We start from the raw sequence: 21,874 nt of genomic DNA on the forward strand, positions 1-21,874 counted from the left end.
CGCGCCGAGGCCGAAACGGTGTCGAACCGGTACCGAATCCCTGGCGTGCGGCCATGACACCACCATTGGACTGTGCAACGTTTGCACAGTGATGCATGAATCCGGGCCGTCGCCCGCACCTCAGCGCCCACCCCTGCCGACCGGACTGCGGCGTGCCGCCTTCCGGCTGCCGCTCCACATGTTCCGGGCAGGGCTCGGGCCGCTGTTCCGCGGGCGGCTGCTGCTGCTCGTCCACACCGGGCGCACCTCGGGGCTCCCCCGCCGGACCGTGATCGAGGTCGTGGAGTCCGCGCCCGTCGACGGCCGGCGGAGCTGGACGGTCGCGTCCGGCTTCGGCCCCGGCGCCGACTGGTACCGCAATCTGCGCCGTACGCCGCAGGCCACCGTGCAGGCCGGCCGCGCGTTCCACGCGGTGACGGCGCACGTCCTGCCGGCCGAGGAGGGCGGCGAGCTGATGGCGCGGTACGCGCCGCGCCACCCCCGGACCGCCCGCCGGCTCTGCGCGTACATGGGGTTCACGGTCGACGGCAGTACGCAGGACTACCGCCGGGTCGGCGAGTCCCTGCCGTTCGTCCGGCTGGTGGAGGGCACCGGGCCCGGCGGCGGCCGCCGGGAGACCGGCCGGTGAGCTCCTCGGCCCGGGTGCGTCAGGCGCGGGCCGGTTCGGTCTCCTCCACCAGGTGGGGGCTGGGCGCGCCCCTGCGGTAGAGGATCACCGTGATCAGCAGGCCGAGGGCGAAGAAGCCCGCCGACCACCAGTACGCCGTGGAGTAGCTCTCCAGCTGGGCCTGGGCCACGGCCTCCGGCGTCGGTTTGCGGCCCACCAGATAGTTGGTGGCGGCGCTGGTGGCGAGGGTGTTGAGGAGCGCCGTGCCGATGGAACCGCCCACCTGCTGGCTGGTGTTGACCATCGCCGAGGCCACCCCGGCGTCCCGCGGCCCCACTCCGGCGGTGGCCAGGTTCATCGCCGTGGCGAAGACCATGCCGAGCCCGAGGCCCAGGCAGAGCAGCGGCGGCAGCACATGGGCGAGATAGCTGCTGCTCAGGTTGAGCGCGGTCAGCCACACCATGGCGGCGGCCGCGATGCCCATGCCGAGCGGCACGATCGGTTTGGCCCCGTAGCGCGGCACGAGGGCGTTGGTCGTCACCACGGATGTCACGATCATGACGGCGACCATCGGCAGGAAGGCCAGACCGGTGGAGACCGGCGAGTAGGCGAGGCTCTTCTGCAGGTAGTACGTGAGGAACAGGAAGACGCCGAACATGCCGCCGCCGGAGATGAACATCGCGAGGAACGACGCCCCGCGGTCCCGGTCGAGCACCACCCGCATCGGCAGCAGCGGGTGCTCCGCCCGGGTCTGCCACCAGGCGAACGCGGCGAGGAGCACCGCACCGGCCAGCAGGAAGCCCCAGGTCTGCACCGAACTCCACGGATGCGTCTCGGCGTTGGAGAAGCCGAACACGATGCAGAAGAGGCCGGCCGAGACCAGTACGGTCCCCGGGATGTCGAGCTTCGGGCGGTCGACGGGCGCGCCCGCGGTCAGCAGGCGCCAGCCGCCGACGAACGCGACGAAGGCGAACAGCAGGTTCACGTACAGGCACCAGCGCCAGTCCAGATACTCCGTGAGCACCCCGCCGAGCAGCAGCCCCACCGCGCCGCCCGCACCCGCGATGGCGCCGTAGATCCCGAAGGCCTTGGCCCGCTCCTTGGGCACGGTGAACGTCGTGGTCAGGAGCGAGAGCGCGGCCGGGGCGAGCAGTGCGCCGAACATGCCCTGCAGCGCGCGGGCCAGCACCAGGATCTCGAAGCTCGGGGCGGCGCCGCCGATCGCCGAGGCGACCGCGAAGCCGACGAGCCCGATCAGGAACACCACCCGGCGGCCGACCAGGTCCGCGATGCGTCCGCCGAGCAGCAGCAGCGAGCCGAAGGCGAGGGCGTACGCCGTCACGATCCACTGCCGGTTGCCGTCACTGAAGCCGAGGTCCTGCTGGGCGGAGGGCAGCGCGATGTTCACGATCGTCGCGTCGAGGACGACCATCAGCTGGGCCAGTCCGATCACGCCCAGGACCCACCACCGGTGGGAGGGACCGCGCTCCCGGCCCGGCCCCGGTCCTTGTGGTCCCTGTCCGGGAGCGGCCGTGGAGGCCGCGACGGCGGCCGGCCGGCCCTGCTCTCCGTCCCCGGCCGGGTCCCCTGGCTGACGCGCATGACGGGCCATGGTGCGGTTCTCCCTCGCTGCACACGACACCGGAATCCCCCGAGTGATCACGCTAGGCGGAGGTGGGCGTCCCCGCATTCGGGGAGGGGTGGCGAGGGGTGATGCTGCCGGGACCCGGCAGCAGCGGCCGGGGGCCGGCCGCTCAGACGTCCTTGGCGGGCCAGTCCAGCAGCCGGGCGCCGATGACTGCGGTCTGCAGGGTGTAGCGGTGCATCGGGTCGGACGGGTCGGAGCCGGTCAGCTGGTGGATGCGCTCCAGCCGGTAGGTGAGCGCGCGCACGCTCAGCGCCAGCCGGCGGGCCGTCTCGGCCGCGACACAGCCCGCGTCGAAGTACACGGAGAGCGTCTTCAGCAGCGGCTCCGCGCCGCCCCGCGCCTGCTGGAGCGGGCCGAGCTCGCTGCGCACCAGATCGGCCATCGCCTGCCGGTCCCGGGTCAGCACCGGATAGACCAGCAGATCGGCGGAGTACAGCACCGGGTCGTCCAGGTCCATCCGGTCCGCGAGGTCGAGCGCGTCCAGCGCCTCGTCGTACGACTGGACCACACCGCCCGGGCCCCGGTGGGCCCGGCCGACGGCGACCCGGCCGCCGTCCGTCGCCGCGTGCGCCTGCTTGGCGAAGTACCGCAGGACGTCGGGCTGGCTGCCGGGCGCGATGCATATCAGCCGGCCGTCCTTGGTCGTGAGAAGGATCTTGCGGCCGCTGAAGCGGGCCAGCAGCGCCGACTCCACCTGCCGCGGCACGGCGTCCGTCTCCGTGTACGCCTCCGGTCCGGCCGCCACCGCGACGGCGTGGGCGCGGGAGAGCCGCAGGCCGAACCGGGTGGCGCGCTCGGCGAGCCGGCCCAGGTCGCTGCGCCCGTAGAGCAGGTCGTCGATGAACTCCCGGCGCGCGGCCTCCTCCCGCCGGACGGTGAGGCGCTGCGCCCGCTCGAACCCCTCGGCGAACGCGTCGACCGACTGCTCCACCGCGGCCAGCACGCTCTCGGCGGCCGCGGCCGTGGCGGACGCTGTCGCCCCGGGGGCGGCCGCCGGCCAGCCGGTGCGGGTCTCGGCCAGATGCATCCGGACCAGGGCGCGCAGCTGGTGACCGGCCTCGGCGGCCTGCCGGCCCAGCGTGCGGCGGATGTCGAGCTCCTCCCGGGTGAGCCGACGGCCGGAGACGGCCACTTCACTCAGGATCCGGGCGTAGCCCTCCAGGAAACTGCCGGGGATCTCCGGTTCCGCCACGCGTCCGCCTCCACTCCTCATGCGTCCTTGATATTTACACAACGCATACGGACGCATGCCGGTGCCCGGCATGGAGGGCTCCGAAAGATTGCCGGGTCCCGGCAGTGCGCCGCTCCGGACGCAAATGACACGATCCTGTCAGCACCGACCGGGGGACCACGGGGGAAACACGGCGGTGCACGGGGGACGGGGGAAGACCCGGCTGCTGCGGTGCCGCCGAGCGCGGCGTCGCAGCACCGGGGTCGCCGCCGGACCCTGCACAGGCACCGGCAGGCACTGCCGGCGGAGCGGGCGGGGGGTGGGACCGATGCAGGAGTTTCTGACCGCGACGCTGTCCTTCCCGGCCGTACTGTTCTCCGCGGCGCTCGTCGTCGTCATCGCCTTCTGGCTGCTCGTCCTGGTCGGCGCGGCCGACCACCACTCCTTCGACGCGGACCTGGACGCGGACCTCGCCGGGATCGGCGGGGTGCCCGTCACCGTCTCGGTCTCCGTGATGGTGGCCGTCGGCTGGTTCAGCGCCCTGACCGGTTCGGTCCTGCTGCACCGCAGCGGCACCGCCGGCACCGCCCGGGCCGTGCTCGCCTTCGGTGTCCTCGCCGGGGCGCTGCTGATCGCCTGGGCCGTGGCGCGGCTGCTCGTCCACCACTTCCGCCGCTTCTTCCCGGACCAGCCCCCTCCATCGCGCCAGGACTTCCTGGGCCGGGTCTGCACGATCCGCACGGGTTCGGTCGGTACGGACTTCGGCCAGGCCGAGGTGGCCGCGGCCGACGGATCCACCGCGATCGTCCAGGTGCGCCAGTTGCAGCCGGGCGACACGGAGTTCGCCGCCGGGAGCGCGGGGCTGCTCTACGCGTACGACGACGCGGGCGAGTTCTTCTGGGTCTCGCCGTACGACCGTGCGCTCGACCCGGGCCCGCCGCACCGCACCGTCTGATCCGGGCACCCGCACACCCCGTCCGCACCCCACCGGCCCGCTCACGCCGCCCGGCCCCTTGCCGCGCCCTGCCGCGGCCGCGCGCCTCTCCGCTCGCGCACTTCCCACGTTCCGTACCACCAGCCGCCAAGGACTGACATGGAAGCCATCTCCTTGGGCCTCGGCCTGCTCATCGCCGTGGTCCTGCTCATCGCGATCGCCCTGCTGCTGATCGTCACCAGGCTCTTCCGCAAGGTGGAACAGGGCAAGGCCCTGATCATCTCCAAGACCAAGAAGGTCGACGTGACCTTCACCGGTGCCGTCGTCCTGCCGGTGCTGCACAAGGCCGAGTCCATGGACATCTCGGTGAAGACCATCGAGATCCGGCGCACCGGGCGCGAGGGCCTGATCTGCCAGGACAACATCCGCGCCGACATCCACATCACGTTCTTCGTCCGGGTCAACAAGACCGTCGAGGACGTCATCAAGGTCGCCCAGGCCATCGGCACCGAGCGGGCCAGCGACAAGGTGGCGATCCAGGAGTTCTTCGCCGCGAAGTTCTCCGAGGCGCTCAAGACCGTCGGCAAGCAGCTGGACTTCGTCGACCTGTACACCAAGCGCGAGGAGTTCCGGGACCGCATCATCCGGGTCATCGGCACCGACCTCAACGGCTACCACCTCGACGACGCGGCGATCGACTTCCTCGAACAGACCCCGATGGTGCAGCTCGACGGCGCCAACATCCTCGACGCGCAGGGCATCCGCAAGATCACGGAGCTGACCGCGATCGAGCACGTACGGACGAACGAGTTCCAGCGCACCGAGCAGAAGGAGATCACCCGGCAGGACGTCGACGCCCGGGAGACCATCCTGGAGCTGGAGCGCCGGCAGGCCGAGGCCGAGATCAAGCAGCGCCGCGAGGTCGAGACGCTGCGCGCCCGCGAGGAGGCGGCCACCGCGCGGGTCCAGGAGGAGGAACGCCTGGGCGCGCAGGCCGCGTTCATCCGGACCGAGGAGCAGCTCGGCATCCAGCGGGAGAACCAGGCGCGGGAGATCGCCGTCGCGCAGAAGAACCGCGAGCGGGTCATCGCCGTGGAGAACGAGCGCATCGAGAAGGACCGGCTGATCGAGGTCATCGGCCGCGAACGGCAGACCGAGCTCAACCGCATCGCCGCGACGAAGGAGGTCGAGGCGGAGCGCCGGGAGGTCGCCGACGTGATCCGGGAGCGGATCGCGGTGGACCGTACGGTCGCCGAGCAGGAGGAGTCCATCAAGACGCTGCGGTCGGTCGAGGAGTCCGAGCGCACCCGCAAGTCGGTGATCATCGCCGCGGAGGCGGAGGCGCAGGAGCAGCTGGTCAAGGACATCAAGGCGGCCGAGGCGGCGGAGGCCGCGGCCACGCACCGGGCGGCGGAGCAGCTGACCCTGGCGGAGGCCCGGCTGAAGACCGCGGACCTGGACGCCCGGGCGAAGCTGCGGCTGGCCGAGGGCGTCCGGGCGGAGTCGGCGGCGCCGGGCCTCGCGGATGTACAGGTACGGGACGCGGCGGCCGAGGTCATCGAGAAGACCGGCCTGGCCGAGGCCGAGGCGACGTCCGCGCGGCTCAGGGCCGAGGCGGAGGGCTCCCGGCTCAAGGCGCTGGCGGCGGCCGAGGGCACCCGGGCCCAGGCGACGGCCGACGCGGCGATGATCGGCGAGAAGCTGAAGGCCGAGGCGGCGGGGCTCACCGACAAGGCGGCCGCGATGGCGGCGCTGGACGACGCGTCGCGCGGGCACGAGGAGTACCGGCTGCGGCTGGCCGCGGAGAAGGAGATCCGGCTGGCGGGCCTGGACGTGCAGCGGCAGGTCGCCGAGGCACAGGCGACGGTGCTGGCCACGGGTCTGGAGAACGCCGACATCGACATCGTCGGCGGGGAGTCGGTCTTCTTCGACCGGCTGGTCTCGTCGATCTCGATGGGCAAGAGCCTGGACGGGTTCGTCGAGAACTCGGACACGGCGAAGGCGCTGGGCGGGGCGTGGCTGAACGGCACGTCGTCGTTCACGGAGGACCTGACGCGGGTGCTGGGGTCGGTGACGTCGGGGGACGTGCAGAACCTGACGGTGTCGGCGCTGCTGATGCGGATGATGGCCGCGCCGGGGGTGGGCGCGGGTGCGGATGCGGACCGGGTCCGCGAACTCCTGGACCACGCGCGGTCCCTGGGCCTGGCGGACCTGCCGGTCGGCGCGGTCCCGCCGCCGTCCCGCAACGGCACACCGGTGCCGTAGCCGGGCCCGCCGCCCGCTGTCCCCGATCGCCGGACGGGCTGGAGGGGCTGGAGGGCCCCGCCGCCTCACGGCAACGGCGGGCATATCAAGCCCGTCCGGCGATTGAGGACAGACGGCGCCACCAGGAAACCCGCACCCCGCCCAAGCCCGTCCGGAGAACCCGCACCCACTCCACGCCCCCGCCAGGGCACCGCACCCACTCCACGCCCCCGCCAGGGCACCGCACCCCACCTCCACCCCGTAAGGAGCCGCACCGCATGGACACCGTCAGCCCGACGCCCCCGGGCGGGACCGAGGACGCCGGATACGACGTGTTGCGGCGGCGGCTCCGGGACCGGGCCGCCGAGCTCACCCGGCGGGCCGAGGCGCTCAACTCCCGGCGGACCGAGGAGTTCGGCTCCACCGGACTGCGACTGCTCGGCAGCGAGCGGGTCCGGACCGCCCGGCCCTCCGTCCCGCGCGACCTCGTCGCGATCGGCGGCCGGCTCCTGTTCGGCTTCGAACGCGGACCCGCAGCCACCAGCACCCAAGGGCCCGCCGTCGACGACGTACTCGCCCTGTACGACGCGGACTTGAAGGACGGGGCCCCGGCCTCCGCCCCCGCACCCACCCTCCTCGCCGACGAGGACTTCGTACGCGAGTTCAACGGCCTCCATCGCTACTACCGCGACGCCAGACTGCTCCGCCTGCGCCGCACCGAGGGCCGGCTCCTCGCCGTGTTCCGTACCGGCGAGACCGCCGAGGACATCCGCGTCCTGCGCTGGGCGCTGAACGCCGACGGATCGCCCGGCGCCTTCCTCGACGCCCGCGGCGAGCGCGACCACGTGTTCCCGCCGTCGCACGACCTCACCTGGACCGCCGCGGGGCGCGAGGCCCACATCGCGGGCCCGCACCCGCACATCGCCGTCGGCGCGACCGGCGACGGCGACCCCGCCCCCCTCTTCGTCAGCACCCTCGGCGGACACCTCACCCTCAAGACGTCCGACGACACCTCGACCCCCGACGGGATCTACCGGGAGCCGGTCACCGAACCCCTCCAGTCGCTCGCCGACGCCGAGGTCGAGTACGCGAGGACCGGACCGCTCGTCCTGCTCCGCATCCGGCCGTACAAGGAGGGGACGAGCCGCCATCTCGTCTTCAACCAGCTGCTCGGGACCGTGCAGCGGCTGGACGGGATCGGTCCGGCCTGCCACCGGCTCCCCGAGGACCAGGGGATCATCTTCCCCGGCGGCTACTACCTGACCGCAGGCACCGCGAAGACCTTCGACATCGCCGAACCGCTCACCGACCCCGTCTTCGAGGGGGCCGTCCGCTCCCCCAACGGCGAGGACGTGCTGTACGTGTTCCGTTCGCGGGACGACGGGCGCGGCCTGCTGCTGCCGTACAACGTGATCCGGCAGGAGGTCGCCACCCCGCTCCAGGGCCGCGGCCACGCCCTGCTCGACGACGGCACGCTCGTCCTGCTGCGGGACCCGGTGGAGGGGCCGGACGGCGGTCCGGCCCGGGTTCACGCCGTGCAGCGCTGGCAGACGCCGTACGTCTCCGACACCTACGCCGCCTCCCGCCCGGCGGGCACGGGCCCGCTGGCCCGGGTCGGCAACGCCGACCTCGTACGCGGCATCTCCGACTGCCTCGCGCTCGCGCAGGGCGCGGCCGACCCCGCCCCGACCGGCGCGGGATACGCGCGCCTGGTGGCCGACTGCGCGCGCGCCACCGACCGCTACCACTGGCTGGACGAGAGCGAACTGGGCTCTCTCGGTGCTCCGCTGGCCGAGCTGCGTGACACCGCGCAGCAGGTGCTGGCCGAGTTCGACGCCGTCCGGGAGCAGACCAGGCATGCCGCCGAAGCGGTCGAGGAGACCGCGGAGCGGATCACCGCACTCGTGCGCCGGGTCCGCGGCGAGGCGCCGCGCTCGGCCGCCGACTGGGTCGGCCGGCTGACCGAACTGCGGCACGCCCACGGTCATCTGGCGACCCTCGCGGAGATGCGGTACGCGGACACCGGCCGGATCGCCGAGCTCACCGCCGCCACCGCCGACGACCTCACGGCGGCGGGGCGGCGCGCGGTCGCGTTCCTGTCCGGGGAGGACGCGTTCGCCGGCTACCACGAGGACGTCGCCCGGCTCACCGAGGAGGCGGGTGAGCTCGCGACCGTCGCCGACGCCTCCGCGCTCGGCGAGCGGCTGGCGGGGATGACGGACGGGCTGAGCACGGTGACGGACGTCGTCACCGGTCTCGACATCGGTGACGGCGTGGTCCGCACCTCGATCCTGGAGCGGATCGCGGAGGTGCTCGGCGGGGTGAACCGGGCCCGCGCCACGCTCGACGCCCGCCGCCGCACGCTGCTCGACCGGGAGGGCCGGGCGGAGTTCGCCGCCGAGTTCGCCCTGCTGGGACAGGCCGTCACGGCCGCGCTGGCCGCCGCGGACACCCCGGACGCCTGCGACGACCAGCTCGCGCGGCTGCTGCTCCAGCTGGAGAACCTGGAGGCGCGGTTCGCCGAGTTCGACGACTTCCTGGCGGAGCTGGGCGAGCGGCGGACGGAGGTGTACGAGGCGTTCTCGGCCCGCCGTCAGACCCTTCAGGACGCTGTCGCCCGCCGCACGGAACGCCTCGCCGGCTCCGCGGCCCGGGTCCTGGACACCGTCGCGCGCCGCAGCGCCGCGCTGCCCGACGCGGACGCCGTGCACACCTACTTCGCCTCCGACCCGATGGTCGCCAAGGTCCGCCGCACGGCCGGCGAGCTGCGGGCGCTCGGTGACACGGTGCGCGCCGAGGAGCTGGAGGGGCAGCTGCTCGCCGCCCGCCAGGAGGCGGGCCGGGCGCTGCGCGACCGCAGTGAGCTGTACACGGACGACGGGGCGACGATCCGGCTGGGCCGGCACCGGTTCGCGGTGAACACCCAGCCGTTCGAGCTGACCCTCGTCCCGCAGGGCGAAGGCCTCGCGTTCGCCGTGACCGGGACGGACTACCGGATGCCGGTCACCGACCCGGAGTTCGCGGCCACCCGCCCGTACTGGGACCAGTCGCTGCCGTCCGAGTCCCCGGCCGTGTACCGGGGCGAGCACCTTGCGGCCCGGCTCCTGGCCGAGCAGGGTGCGGACCGGCTGACGGCCCTGGACGACGTTGAACTGGCCACTCTGGTACGGGAGTCGGCCGCCGCCTCGTACGACGAGGGCTATCAGCGCGGCGTCCACGACGAGGACGCCACCGCGATCCTGGCCGCCCTGCTGCGGCTGCACACCGGTGCGGGTCTGCTGCGCCACCCGCCCGCCGTGCGGGCCGCCGCGCAGCTGTTCTGGGTCCACGGGGCGGACGAGGCCCGCCGGACGTCCTGGACGCGCCGGGCCCGCTCCCTGGCGCGCGCCCGAGAGACGTTCGGGCTCACCCCGGCCGTCGACGCGCTCCAGGAGGAGTGGGCCGCGGCCATCGACGTGGACGGTTCCGCCGCCGTGGCCTCGTACCTCTTCGAGGAGCTGACGAGCGGCCCGGACGGGTTCGTCACCGGCGCCGCCGTCCGCGGCTTCCTGGACAAGTTCCGCCGCACGGCGGGCAGTTCCGCGTACGACGACGATCTCACCGCACTCGGGGACGACCTGCCGGCCCGCCGCCAGCTCGTCGAGGGCTGGCTGACCTCGTACGCGCGGGCGAGCGGGACGGACCTCGACGCGGGCGATATCGCGGAGGCCGTCGCCGTCGAACTGTGCCCGGAGCCGCTCCTGACGCGGTACGAGGGCGACGCGCCGCTCACCGCGACGGTGGACGGGCTGCTGGGCGTCCACCCCCGCGTCGAGCGCGGCCGCCTCACCGTCCGGATCGACGAACTCCTCTCCCGTACGGCCGGGTTCCGCGCCCGCACCGTCCCCGGCTTCCGCGACTACCAGCGGCGGCGCACCGCCCTGGTCGCCGCCGAGCGCGCACGGCTGCGGCTGGACGACCACCGGCCCCGGGTCATGTCGGCGTTCGTCCGCAACCGCCTGCTCGACGAGGTGTACCTGCCGCTGATCGGCGACAGCCTCGCCAAGCAGCTCGGCACCGCGGACGCCGGCCGGCGCACCGACTCGCAGGGCCTGCTGCTGCTCGTGTCGCCGCCGGGCTACGGCAAGACGACGCTCATGGAGTACGTCGCCGACCGGCTCGGCCTCGTGCTGGTCAAGATCAGCGGACCGAACCTGGGCCACGAGGTGACCTCGCTGGACCCCGCGCAGGCGCGCGGCGCGACCGCCCGCCAGGAGATCGAGAAGATCAACTTCGCACTGGAGGCGGGCAACAACACCCTCCTCTACCTCGACGACATCCAGCACACCTCCCCGGAGCTCCTCCAGAAGTTCATCCCGCTCTGCGACGCCACCCGCAGGATCGAGGGCGTACGGGACGGTGAGCCGCGCAGCTACGACCTCCGGGGCAAGCGGTTCGCGGTGTGCATGGCGGGCAATCCGTACACCGAGTCCGGGGAGCGGTTCAGGGTCCCGGACATGCTCGCCAACCGGGCGGACGTCTGGAACCTCGGCGAGGTGCTGAGCGGCCGCGAGGACGTCTTCGCGCTGAGCTTCGTCGAGAACGCGCTGACCGCCAACCCGGTGCTGGCCCCGCTCGCCGGGCGCTCCCGGGAGGACCTCGCCCTGCTCCTGCGGCTCGCCACCGGCACCGACAGCACCGCCCGGGCCGAGCACCTCCAACACCGCTACGCCCCGGCCGAGGTGGAGCGGATCACCGCCGTGCTGCGTCATCTGCTGCACGCCCGCGACACCGTCCTCGCGGTCAACGCCGCCTACATCGAGTCGGCCGCGCGGACGGACGGCACGCGCACCGAGCCGCCGTTCAGGCTGCAGGGCTCGTACCGCAACATGAACCGGATCGCGGAGCGGATCGTGCCCGTGATGAACGACGCCGAGCTGTCCGCGGTCATCGACGACCACTACGCCGGCGAGGCCCAGACGCTCACCTCGGGCGCCGAGGCGTCCCTGCTGAAGCTCGGCGCCCTGCGCGGCACCCTCACCCCCGAACAGGCCGCGCGCCGGTCCGCCGTGTCGGCCTCCTACGTCCGCGGCCAGGCGCTCGGCGGACCGGACGGCGATCCGCTGACCCGGGCGGTGGCGGCGCTCGGGCTGCTCGCCGACCGGATCGCGGCCGTCGAATCGGCGATCAGCCGGGCGGCGGATCCGCGCCATCCGCGCTCCGGGCCACCGGCCGGGACACACGAGGACCACTGATCCGTACCGGACTTCCGAAGGGAGCAGGGCATGCTGGGTCATGTGCCCCCACTTCCGCAGCAGCCCCAACGCTCCCCGTTCTCCGGACACATGGTCGTCTGCGGCGACGACGCACTCGCACAGCGGCTCGCCGTGGAGCTGCGTTACGTGTACGGGGAGCGGGTCACCCTCGTCCTGCCGCCGGAGCCGGGCACCGCGAGAGCGGAGCTGCCGCTGACCGGGCGCGGCCGGGCGGCCGCCCTGTTCGGCCGGATGTCGTCGGCGATGAACCGCAACGGCGGCCTCGGCAACGGCGGTTCCGGGGGCGGCGACAGTGACACGAACGCGGGCGTGGAGGCGATCCGCATCCTCCAGGCGGCGGAGCCGTCCGACGAGGCGTTCGAGGAGGCGGGCGTCGACACGGCCGCCGCGCTGGCCCTCGTCTACGACGACGACGAGCGCAACATCCGCGCCGCGCTGACCGCCCGCCGGCTCAATCCCCGGGTCCGGCTGGTGATCCGGCTCTACAACCGCAAGCTCGGCCAGCATCTGGAGGCCCTCCTCGACCAGGCGGCCGCCGTCGCCTCACCGGGCCTCGACGCGACCGCGCTGGACGCCTCCACTACGGTCCTGTCCGACGCCGACACCGCGGCCCCCGCCCTCGCGGCGACCGCGCTCTCCGGTTCCAGCAAGGTGATCCAGGCCGAGGGCCTGCTCCTGCGTGCGGCCGAACGCACCCCGCCCCGGGCCGGCCAGACCGCCGACCCGGGCCTGTGCACCCTGGCCCTGCTCTCCTCCACCACCCATGACCCAGCCGGCACCGAGGGCTCCGACAGCAGCGGCGACGAAGGGCCCCAACTCCTGCCCGACCGGGCACAGGTGGCGGCCGCGGGGGGGCGTGGCACCGTCGTCCTGGAGGCGGTCAGCCGGCCGGGCACCTCGGGCCGGCGGCCCCGGATGGGCGGCCGGGGCGCCCCGCTGAGCCAGGTCTTCTCCCGCCGGCTGCGCTGGTCCGCGCTGGGCGTGGGCACGGCCGTCCTCGGGCTGACCGTGGCGTCCACGTTCACCACCGGGGACCATCCGCTGCACGCCGCCTATCTGACGCTGCTCGACCTGTTCGCGATGGGCGACCCGGCGATCGGCGACCCGACCGCCCGCCAGGTCATCCAGATCCTGTCCGGGGTCGCCGGTCTGATGCTGCTGCCGCTGCTGGTGGCGGGGGTGCTGGAGGCCTTCGGATCGCTCCGGACCGCCTCCTCGCTGCGCCGCCCGCCGCGCGGCCTGTCCGGACACGTGGTGCTGCTCGGACTCGGCAAGATCGGCACCCGCGTCCTGGTCCAGCTGCGCGAACTCGGTATCCCCGTGGTGTGCGTGGAGGACGACCCGGACGCCCGCGGCATCCCGGTGGCCCGGCGGCTGCACGTACCGGTGGTCCTCGGCGACGTCACCCAGGAGGGCGTCCTGGAGGCCGCGAAGATCCGGCGGTCCCGCGCCCTGCTCGCCCTGACCAGCATCGACACCACGAACCTGGAGGCCGCGCTGTACGCCCGCTCGGTCAAGCCGGATCTGCGGGTGTCGCTGCGGCTGTTCGACGACGAGTTCGCCACCGCCGTCTACCGCACCCTGCGCACCGCGCACCCGCACGCGCTGACCCGCTCCCGGTCGGTCTCCCATCTGGCGGCGCCTTCGTTCGCCGTTGCCATGATGGGCCGCCAGATCCTGGGCGCGGTGCCGGTCGAGCGGAAGGTGATGCTGTTCGCCGCCATCGAGGTGGCCGGGCATCCGCAGCTGGAGGGCCGGACGGTGGAGCAGGCGTTCCGGGCCGGCGCCTGGCGGGTCCTCGCCCTGGACGTGGCCCCGCCCGCCGACCGCCGCCCCGACCTGGCCGGCACGGGCCCGGACGCCGAGGGCCGGCCCGGCGGGCTGGTGTGGAACCTGCACCCCGGCTACGTCCTCCAGCCCACGGACCGTGTGGTGATCGCCGCGACCCGCCGCGGCCTGGCCGAACTCCTGCGCAGGCGGAGCTCGTTGTCCCGGCGCTGACGGCAGCGCGGACGGTCCCGGGAGCGCGTCCGGGTGCCGGGAAATCCGGATGCCGGGCACGGTCACGTCCTCCTACTCTGCCCTCCATGGACAAGGGACCGGAGCCGAGCCTCCTCAACGTCGTCGACATCGAGGCGACCTGCTGGGAGGGGCAGCCGCCGCCCGGCGCGGTGAGCGAGATCATCGAGATCGGGCTGACGGTCGTCGATCTGCGGGCCCGCGAGCGTCTGGCCCGCCACCGCGTCCTGGTCCGGCCGGCCCGGTCGGCGGTCAGCGCCTTCTGCACCGGACTGACCGGGCTCACCCAGGCGGAGGTGGAGACCGGCCTCCCCTTCGCGGACGCCTGCCGTCTGCTGGCCGCCGAGCACGCGGCCGGCGCCCGCCCCTGGGCCAGCTGGGGCGACTACGACCGCAAGCAGTTCACCCACCAGTGCCTGGCGACCGGCACTCCCTACCCCTTCGGCCACCGCCACACCAACGCCAAGATCCCCTTCACCGCCACGCACGGCCTGCGCAAGCGCCCCGGCATGGCGCAGGCCCTCCGGTTCGCGGATCTCCCGCTGGAGGGCCGCCACCACAGCGGCGCGGACGACGCGTGGAACATCGCGGCCCTGATCCTGGATCTCGTGGCCCGCGGCGGATGGCCGTCCCCGGACGCTCCCTAGAGGGCCGGGACCGGGCCCCCCATCGCCTCCCGCACCTCCGCCAGGGTCGCGTCGGCATGGGCGTTCGCTCGCTCGTTGCCGGCGCGCAGCACGGCCCGTACGTACCCCATGTCCCGTGCGTACTCAGCCCGTCGGGCCCGCAGCGGCGCCATCCGGCTGTTGACCGCGTCGGTCACCGTCCGCTTCAGCACCGCCGCGCCCCCGCCGCCGATCTCCTCGGCCACGGTGTGCGGGTCCCGGCCGAGACAGAGCGCGGCGAGCAGCACCAGACCGGACACCCCGGGCCGCCCCTCGGGGTCGTACGTGATGTGCCGCTCGGCGTCCGTCACCGCCCCCTTGACCAGCCGCGCCGTCGTGTCCTCGTCGGCGCTCAGGGCGATGGAGTTGGCACGGCTCTTGCTCATCTTGGTGCCGTCGGTGCCGAGCAGCTGCGGCGCGGCGGAGAGCAGCGCCTCGGGTTCCGGGAAGACGGGCCCGTACCGCTCGTTGAACCGCCGGGCCACGGTCCGGGCCACTTCGAGGTGGGGCAGCTGGTCCTGGCCGACTGGCACCAGATTGCCCTTGCAGAACAGGATGTCGGCCGCCTGGTGGACCGGGTAGGTGAACATCAGACCGCTGACGGACGCCTGCCGGGAGTGCGCGATCTCGTCCTTGACCGTGGGGTTGCGGCCCAGCTCGGCGACGGAGACCAGGCTCAGGAACGGCAGCAGCAACTGGTTGAGCGCGGGCACGGCACTGTGGTTGAAGATCACCGATCGGTCCGGGTCGATGCCGACGGCCAGATAGTCCAGCAGCAGCCCCTCGACGGTCGCGGTGAGCCGCTCGGCGACGTCTCTGTCGGTCAGCACCTGGTAGTCGGGAATGACGATGAACGTCTCCACCCCGAGGTCCTGGAGGCGTACCCGGTTGTGGAGGGTGCCGAAGTAGTGCCCGAGATGGAGCGCCCCGGTGGGCCGGTCACCGCTCAGGACACGGAAGCTGCCGGGGTCCCGGCGGATCCGCTCGTCGAGGGTGGCGGGGGCGCTGAGTGCGGTGGTCATGGGGGTCTCTCCTCGCGATGGTGTGTGCGTGGAGGACGGCCCCGCCGGGCCCGACCGGAAGAGGGCGGAGAAAAAGGGCCGTCCGTGGCGAACGGCCCTGGTCCCGCGCTGAGGAGGTGGCCGCTCCTAGGAGGAGCGCCACCAGTTCCGGCACGGTACGGAGGTCATGGACCGAGCGTAGCCGAGGAGGTGAACCGGGTCGCGGGGAATTCCCGTGCCGGCGTCGGCGCCGCCGCGGACACACGGATCGGCTGACGGCCCGGGCCAGGACTTCGGGACGTACGCCTGCCGGGCGGTCTCGCCCTGCCCGGGCCCATCAGCGGTCCGTGGCCCGGGGGTGCCCGGTGCCCGTCACCGCACGGCCATCACCGGCAAGGGGGACAGCCCCGCCGGGCTCCCGGCTCCCCCCATGGTGATGAAGTGCGGACATAACCCGACCGGGTTCTACTGAGTTGTCATGAGCGAGGCGGGCGGGAAGAAGGCGGCGCTGGGACGGCCCACGCCTGCCGATGTGTCGGCCGGGCTGGTCACGGGGCTCTTCTCGATCCCCGAGGGCATGGCCTACGCGGCGATCGGCGGATTCAACCCGGTCACCGGCATCTACGCGGGCGTCGTGCCGACGATCCTGGGGTCGTTCTTCGCCCGTACCGTGCTGATGGTCACGACCCTCACCTCCGCCATCGCCCTGACCTCGCAGAGCGTGCTGTCCGGGGCGCACCTGGACCCCAAGGACGCGGGGAACATCGCCACCGTCGCCGTGCTCGCGGGGCTGATCATGGTGGTGCTGGGGCTGCTGAAGCTCGGTGCGGTGATGAGCTTCGTCTCCAACGCCGTGATGACCGGCTTCTCGACCGGGATCGCGCTCCAGATCATCACCGGTTCGCTCGACGACGCCACCGGCTACAAGCCCGACGGGCACAACCGCGTCACCCAGTTGGCCGACTGGGTGGTCCACGCAGGCGACTGGAAGCTCACCACCACCCTGACGGCCCTGGTGACGGTCGCCGTGTGGGCGCTCGTCAGGCTGGTCAAGCGGCTGGAGCCGGTGGCGATCCTGGTCGCCCTGGTCGCCGTCAGTCTCGGCGTCGGACTGCTCTCCGTCGATGTGGAGCTGGCCCGGGACATCGCGCACATCCCGGCGGCGCTGCCGCACTTCACCGCCCCGGACCTGTCCGCCGTCGGTTCGCTGCTGCCCGGGGCCTTCGCGGTCGCGCTCGTCGCCCTGGCCCAGGCGGCGTCGATCGGTCCGACGGTCCGCAACCCGGACGGCTCCAGGTCCTCGGTCGACGGGGACTTCGTCGCCCAGGGGATCGGCAACATCGGCGGCGGGCTGTTCGGCGCGCTGCCCGCCGGCGGTTCCATGTCCCGGACCGGGGTCGCCGTCAGCGCGGGCGCGCGCACCCGGTGGGCGGGCATCTTCGCGGGGGTGTGGCTGGCGCTGCTGGTGCTGACGCTCGGCTCGCTCGCCGAGCGGATCCCGATGCCGGTCATCGGCGGCCTGATCATCGTGATCGGCTGCGAGCTCATCCGGGGCCGCCGCAAGGACATCCTGCTGGTGCTGCGCACGTCGTGGCTGTCGGCCGCCGCGATGATCGTCACGTTCGTCGCCACCACCCAGCTGCCCCTCCAGCAGGCCATCGTGATCGGGGCACTGCTCTCACTGCTGCTGTACTGCGTGCAGGCGGCCCGGCAGAGCGGACTGCGCGGGCTCGAACCCGGCGCCGGGCCCGGGAGCTGGCGGTTCACCGATCCGCCCGCGCGGATCGGGCCCGGCGAGGTGCGTGTCCTCTTCTATGCGGGGACGAGCCTCTTCGCCGAGGCGCCCCGGATCGACGCCCAGTGGCCCGACGTCTCACAGGCGCGCGGCTCCGCCGTGGTGCTGGCGCTGCGCACCACGCCCGAGGTGCCCTCCTCCGCGGTGGTCAAACTGCTCAGCCGGTACGCCGACGAGCTGGACGCCCATGGCGGGCGGCTCTATCTGGCGGGGGTGCAGCCGACGCTGCTGGCGGTGCTGCGCCGGACCGGCCTCACCGCCGAGCTGGGCGACGACCGGGTGGTGCCCGCCCGCGAGGAGATCTTCGGGGCCCAGCGCGAGGCGATCGAGCGGGCCAACCGCTGGGTGGAGGAGCAGCGCGGGCGGGGTCCGGTGGCGGCGGAATAGGGAGGAGGGGTGCTCCGTTGTAGGGTGTGTTCAGATAGTTCAACGTTCAACCACCTGAAGCGATCACCTGGAGGCGGGCGCCATGCAGTTCGGGATCTTCACCGTCGGAGACGTCACCACCGACCCGACGACCGGCACGACGCCGAGCGAGCACGAGCGGATCAAGGCCACCGTCGCCATCGCGCGGAAGGCCGAGGAGGTCGGCCTCGACGTCTTCGCGACCGGCGAGCACCACAACCCGCCGTTCGTCCCCTCCTCGCCGACGACCACCCTCGGTTACATCGCCGCCCGCACCGAGCGCATCATCCTGTCCACCTCGACGACCCTGATCACCACCAACGACCCGGTGAAGATCGCCGAGGACTACGCCACGCTCCAGCACCTCGCCGACGGCCGCGTCGACCTGATGATGGGCCGCGGCAACACCGGACCGGTCTACCCCTGGTTCGGCAAGGACATCCGCCAGGGCATCCCGCTCGCCGTCGAGAACTACGCCCTGCTGCACCGGCTGTGGCGTGAGGACGTCGTCGACTGGGAGGGGAAGTTCCGTACGCCGCTCCAGTCCTTCACCGCGACCCCGCGACCGCTGGACGGCGTACCGCCGTTCGTCTGGCACGGCTCCATCCGCTCCCCGGAGATCGCCGAGCAGGCCGCGTACTACGGCGACGGCTTCTTCCACAACAACATCTTCTGGCCCATCGAGCACACGAAGAAGATGGTGGCGCTCTACCGGCAGCGCTACGCCCACTACGGGCACGGCACCGCCGAGCAGGCCATCGTGGGCCTCGGCGGCCAGGTGTTCATGCGGAAGAACTCGCAGGACGCGGTACGGGAGTTCCGCCCGTACTTCGACAACGCGCCGGTCTACGGGCACGGGCCGTCGATGGAGGACTTCACCCGGCAGACCCCGCTGACCGTCGGCTCCCCGCAGGAGGTCATCGAGCGCACGCTGTCCTTCCGGGACGCCGTCGGCGACTACCAGCGCCAGTTGTTCCTGATGGACCACGCGGGACTGCCGCTCAAGACCGTCCTGGAGCAGCTCGACATCCTCGGCGAGGAGGTCGTGCCGGTGCTGCGCAAGGAGTTCGCCAGCCTGCGGCCGGCCGGGGTCCCCGAGTCCGCGCCGCTGCACCCGGCGGCCGTCGCCGCCGCTGTCACGAAGGAGAGCTGACACCGTGTTCGCCACCGAACCGCTGAGGATAGTCGCCGTCTCGGCCGGCCTGAGCAGCCCCTCGTCGACCAGGCTGCTGGCCGACCGGCTGGCGGCGGCCACCCGGGAACGGCTGGAGGCGGAGCAGGACCGTGCCGTCGAGGTCCGGGTGATCGAACTGCGTGACCTGGCCGTCGACATCGCCGGCAACCTGGTCTCCGGCTTCCCGTCGGCCACGCTGGCGGAGGCGATCGGCGCGGTGGCGGGGGCCGACGGGCTGATCGCCGTCACCCCGGTCTTCACCGCCTCCTACAGCGGACTGTTCAAGTCGTTCTTCGACCTCGTCGAGAACACCGCGCTGACCGGCAAGCCCGTCGTCGTCGCGGCGACCGGCGGCACCGCCCGGCACTCGCTGGTGCTGGAGCACGCGATGCGTCCGCTCTTCGCCTATCTGCGGGCCGTGACCCTGCCGACGTCGGTGTACGCCGCGTCGGAGGACTGGGGCTCGTCGGGCGACGAGTACACCGAGGGGCTGCCGGCCCGCATCCGGCGCGCGGGCGGCGAGCTGGCGCACGCGGTCGCGGGCGGCCGGGCGGTCTCCGGGGCATCCAGGGCCCTCGGCCTGGACGACGAAGTGATCCCCTTCGAGCAGCAGCTGGCCGATCTCCGCATCGACTGACCGCCCGGCCCGGAGACGATGCTTTCGTCCGGTTTGACTACAGTTGTACGAGAAGGTGCGTTGTACGGGCATCCCGTGCGACGCACCCGTACGAGCGGGCCGAACCGAGCTGGAGGCAGAGATGGGCAGGATCGTGGTGGGCGTGGACGGCTCCGAGTCGTCGATCAAGGCGCTGCACTGGGCCGTACGCCAGGCGGAGCTGACCGGTGACACGGTGGAGGCCGTCAACAGCTGGGAGTACCCCGCCACCAGCTGGGCGTCCATGATGCCGGGCATGCCGGAGGACTTCGACCCGCAGGCCCTGGCCACGGTGTCGCTCACCGAGGCGCTGGAGGAGGCCCTGGGCGCCTCGGGCGCCGCCGCGGTCAGCAAGATCGTGGTGATCGGCAACCCGGCGCAGGCCCTGCTCGACCGCGCCCAGGGCGCGAATCTGCTGGTCGTGGGCGCACGCGGGTTCAGCGGCTTCAAGGCCACCCTGCTGGGCTCGGTCAGCCTGCACGTCACCCAGCACGCGCCGTGTCCGGTGACCGTGGTGCGCGACTGACGACGGGCGGGCCCGCGCCTCCTCGCTCCGGACCGGACCGAGGACGCGCGGGCCCGCCCCGTCCGTCACAGCTCCACGACGTCCGCGACCGCGCAGGCCACGTTGTCGGGCGCGCCCGCCGCCCCGGCCAGCGCGACCAGCTCGCGCACCGCCGTGCCGGGGCCGTCCGCCGCGGCGAGCACCCGGGCCAGGTCCGTACCCTCGACGACCGCCGAGAGCCCGTCCGAGCAGAGCAGATAGCGGTCACCGGGCCGGGCGTCGCGGACGTCCAGATCGGGGCCTGAGCCGTACGGACCGCCGCCGGCCAGGACCTTGAGCAGCATCGCCCGCTGCGGGTGCGAGAACGCCTCCTCCTCGGTCAGCGAACCGTCGTCGATCATCGACTGGACCAGGCTGTGGTCGTGCGTGATCCGGAACAGCTCGCCGTCGCGCAGCAGATACGCCCGCGAGTCCCCGATGTGCACCAGGCCCAGCTGCGATCCCGTCCACACCATCGCGGTCAGCGTCGTCCCCGACTCCTGGGGCTCCCCGCCGCCGCTCGCCGCGACCGCGTCCCGCACCGCCCGCGCGGCCTGTTCCGCCGCGTCGTGCAGCCTGTTCAGCAGCTCCCCGGCCGGCACCCCGCCCAGCGCGACCGGCTTCAGCGCCTCGATGGCCGCGGTGCTCGCCCCCGCGCCGCCCGCGCCGAAGCCGTCGGCGACCGCGAGCAGCCGGGCCCCGGCGTAGGCCGCGTCCTGGTTGGTCTCCCGTACCGCACCGGCGTCGGTGCCCGCCGCGTACCGGATTCCGAGCGTTCCCACCTGTGTCATGACATCCTCCGTCGACAACTGGTCGATGAGGAAGGCCGCGAGGTCGCGCCGGGCCGCCGTCTCGGCCTCGACCTGCGCCCAGTAGGCCCGGATCTCCGCCGCCGCCGCGCCGGGTTCCAGCGCGATCACCCGCGTGATCCGGGCGAGCGGCATCCCGATGCGGCGGAGCCAGGCCACCAGCCGGGCCGTCCGCGCCTGCGCCGGGTCGTAGTACCGGTAGCCGTTCACCGGATCGACCAGGGCGGGCGCCAGCAGACCGAGCTCGTCGTAGCGGCGCAGCGCCTTGGCGGACAGCCGGGACAGCCGGGCGAACGCCCCGATCGTCACCAGTCCCGCACCGGGCGCGCGCCCCTGGCCCTCGTCCGTCACCTCACGCCTCCTCATACCGGGCGGGTTCCGTTCCCTCCCGGCACACGCGATCCTTGGCCTTCCCCCATGGAGAAGGTCAAGGATCGCTCACGGAGGCGGTCCGGGACGCGGCGCCCGGCTCAGTCCTCCCGGGTGTAGAAGGTGTAGAACGCGGCCAGCAGCATGCCCGCACCGGTCAGCAGTCCGAGGACCGAGGCGGCCAGCACGCTCTTGCCGGACAGGCTGTAGAGGAAGCCGACCGAACCACCGAACAGCGCGCCGTACGCGACCGCCCTGAGCTCGCGCGGCAGGCTCTTCTGCACCCGGCCCAGACCGAAGCAGAGCGCCGCGAGCACGGCGCCGGAGACGAGTCCGAGCGCCAGCTGCGTGCCGGTGAGCACACCGCCGCCGCGGACGATGGAGGTCGCGTACCAGCCGAGGATCACGCCGAGCGTGACGGGAACGGCCCAGCTGAGCGTCGAGTGGCGCTGAGCACGCGCGCGCGTTCCGCGTGCCTGCACCGAAGCATGTGCGGCCATGGCAGAGAGCTCCTTCCGTCGCCCCCGCTTTCCTCCAGAGCACACCCGGCCGGGCCGCCCGGCAACTCGGATGGGCTAC

Annotated in this window: 15 protein-coding genes; 10 read left to right on the top strand and 5 right to left on the bottom strand. The window is 73.1% G+C overall.

Annotated features, from left to right (window positions below; translation table 11 throughout):
* Positions 1 to 91: 91 nt before the first annotated feature.
* Positions 92 to 628 carry a nitroreductase family deazaflavin-dependent oxidoreductase gene (locus OG408_RS19100; RefSeq protein ID WP_266786267.1) on the top strand — a complete coding sequence of 179 codons (537 nt, stop codon included), beginning with the start codon at positions 92 to 94 and terminating at the stop codon, positions 626 to 628.
* A 19-nt stretch (positions 629 to 647) separates the two neighbouring features.
* Here the strand turns inward: OG408_RS19100 and OG408_RS19105 are convergent, their stop codons facing one another.
* The gene (locus OG408_RS19105; RefSeq protein WP_266780292.1) at positions 648 to 2,219 is read right to left on the bottom strand and encodes an MFS transporter; all 1,572 of its coding nucleotides are present in this window, start codon (positions 2,217 to 2,219) and stop codon (positions 648 to 650) included.
* 142 nt (positions 2,220 to 2,361) lie between these two features.
* Positions 2,362 to 3,447 (bottom strand): PucR family transcriptional regulator, encoded by a 1,086-nt coding sequence (locus OG408_RS19110; RefSeq protein WP_266780293.1) that lies wholly within the window; start codon positions 3,445 to 3,447, stop codon positions 2,362 to 2,364.
* 307 nt (positions 3,448 to 3,754) lie between these two features.
* On the opposite strand from OG408_RS19110, the gene OG408_RS19115 reads away from it, so the two are divergent.
* The 5 genes from OG408_RS19115 (at position 3,755) to OG408_RS19135 (ending at position 14,525) form a co-directional block, all read left to right on the top strand.
* Positions 3,755 to 4,381 carry a hypothetical protein gene (locus OG408_RS19115; RefSeq protein ID WP_285571630.1) on the top strand — a complete coding sequence of 209 codons (627 nt, stop codon included), beginning with the start codon at positions 3,755 to 3,757 and terminating at the stop codon, positions 4,379 to 4,381.
* A 138-nt stretch (positions 4,382 to 4,519) separates the two neighbouring features.
* Positions 4,520 to 6,625: a flotillin family protein gene (locus OG408_RS19120; RefSeq protein WP_266780295.1), complete on the top strand. Its 2,106-nt coding sequence runs from the start codon at positions 4,520 to 4,522 to the stop codon at positions 6,623 to 6,625.
* 257 nt (positions 6,626 to 6,882) lie between these two features.
* The gene (locus tag OG408_RS19125; RefSeq protein WP_326670977.1) at positions 6,883 to 11,838 is read left to right on the top strand and encodes a DNA repair ATPase; all 4,956 of its coding nucleotides are present in this window, start codon (positions 6,883 to 6,885) and stop codon (positions 11,836 to 11,838) included.
* A 30-nt stretch (positions 11,839 to 11,868) separates the two neighbouring features.
* Positions 11,869 to 13,860, top strand: a complete 1,992-nt coding sequence (locus OG408_RS19130) for a potassium channel family protein (protein ID WP_266780297.1) — start codon at positions 11,869 to 11,871, stop codon at positions 13,858 to 13,860.
* An 86-nt stretch (positions 13,861 to 13,946) separates the two neighbouring features.
* Complete coding sequence (locus tag OG408_RS19135) at positions 13,947 to 14,525, top strand: 3'-5' exonuclease (protein WP_266780298.1); 579 nt, start codon at positions 13,947 to 13,949, stop codon at positions 14,523 to 14,525.
* On the opposite strand, the gene trpS is transcribed toward OG408_RS19135, so the two are convergent.
* Positions 14,522 to 15,565, bottom strand: a complete 1,044-nt coding sequence (gene trpS / locus OG408_RS19140; protein WP_266780299.1) for a tryptophan--tRNA ligase — start codon at positions 15,563 to 15,565, stop codon at positions 14,522 to 14,524. The two genes, OG408_RS19135 and trpS, sit on opposite strands and share 4 nt — an antisense overlap.
* A gap of 457 nt (positions 15,566 to 16,022) precedes the next feature.
* On the opposite strand from trpS, the gene OG408_RS19145 reads away from it, so the two are divergent.
* The 4 genes from OG408_RS19145 to OG408_RS19160 all read left to right on the top strand — a co-directional run bounded on the left by OG408_RS19145 (position 16,023) and on the right by OG408_RS19160 (position 20,099).
* Positions 16,023 to 17,726: a SulP family inorganic anion transporter gene (locus OG408_RS19145; protein ID WP_326670979.1), complete on the top strand. Its 1,704-nt coding sequence runs from the start codon at positions 16,023 to 16,025 to the stop codon at positions 17,724 to 17,726.
* Between the two features lie 82 nt (positions 17,727 to 17,808).
* Positions 17,809 to 18,897 carry an LLM class flavin-dependent oxidoreductase gene (locus tag OG408_RS19150; RefSeq protein WP_326670981.1) on the top strand — a complete coding sequence of 363 codons (1,089 nt, stop codon included), beginning with the start codon at positions 17,809 to 17,811 and terminating at the stop codon, positions 18,895 to 18,897.
* Positions 18,898 to 18,901: 4 nt separating this feature from the next.
* Positions 18,902 to 19,555, top strand: a complete 654-nt coding sequence (locus OG408_RS19155) for an FMN reductase (protein WP_285571609.1) — start codon at positions 18,902 to 18,904, stop codon at positions 19,553 to 19,555.
* A gap of 121 nt (positions 19,556 to 19,676) precedes the next feature.
* Positions 19,677 to 20,099, top strand: a complete 423-nt coding sequence (locus OG408_RS19160) for a universal stress protein (protein WP_266780303.1) — start codon at positions 19,677 to 19,679, stop codon at positions 20,097 to 20,099.
* Positions 20,100 to 20,164: 65 nt separating this feature from the next.
* Here the strand turns inward: OG408_RS19160 and OG408_RS19165 are convergent, their stop codons facing one another.
* Together OG408_RS19165 and OG408_RS19170 are read right to left on the bottom strand one after the other, a co-directional pair.
* A complete protein-coding gene (locus OG408_RS19165; RefSeq protein ID WP_285571606.1) occupies positions 20,165 to 21,292 on the bottom strand; it encodes a protein phosphatase 2C domain-containing protein in 1,128 nt (375 codons plus the stop codon).
* A gap of 104 nt (positions 21,293 to 21,396) precedes the next feature.
* A complete protein-coding gene (locus OG408_RS19170) occupies positions 21,397 to 21,795 on the bottom strand; it encodes a hypothetical protein (RefSeq protein ID WP_266780305.1) in 399 nt (132 codons plus the stop codon).
* Between the last annotated feature and the right edge of the window lie 79 nt (positions 21,796 to 21,874).

Source organism: Streptomyces sp. NBC_01257 (assembly GCF_035917255.1).
GTDB lineage: Bacteria > Actinomycetota > Actinomycetes > Streptomycetales > Streptomycetaceae > Streptomyces.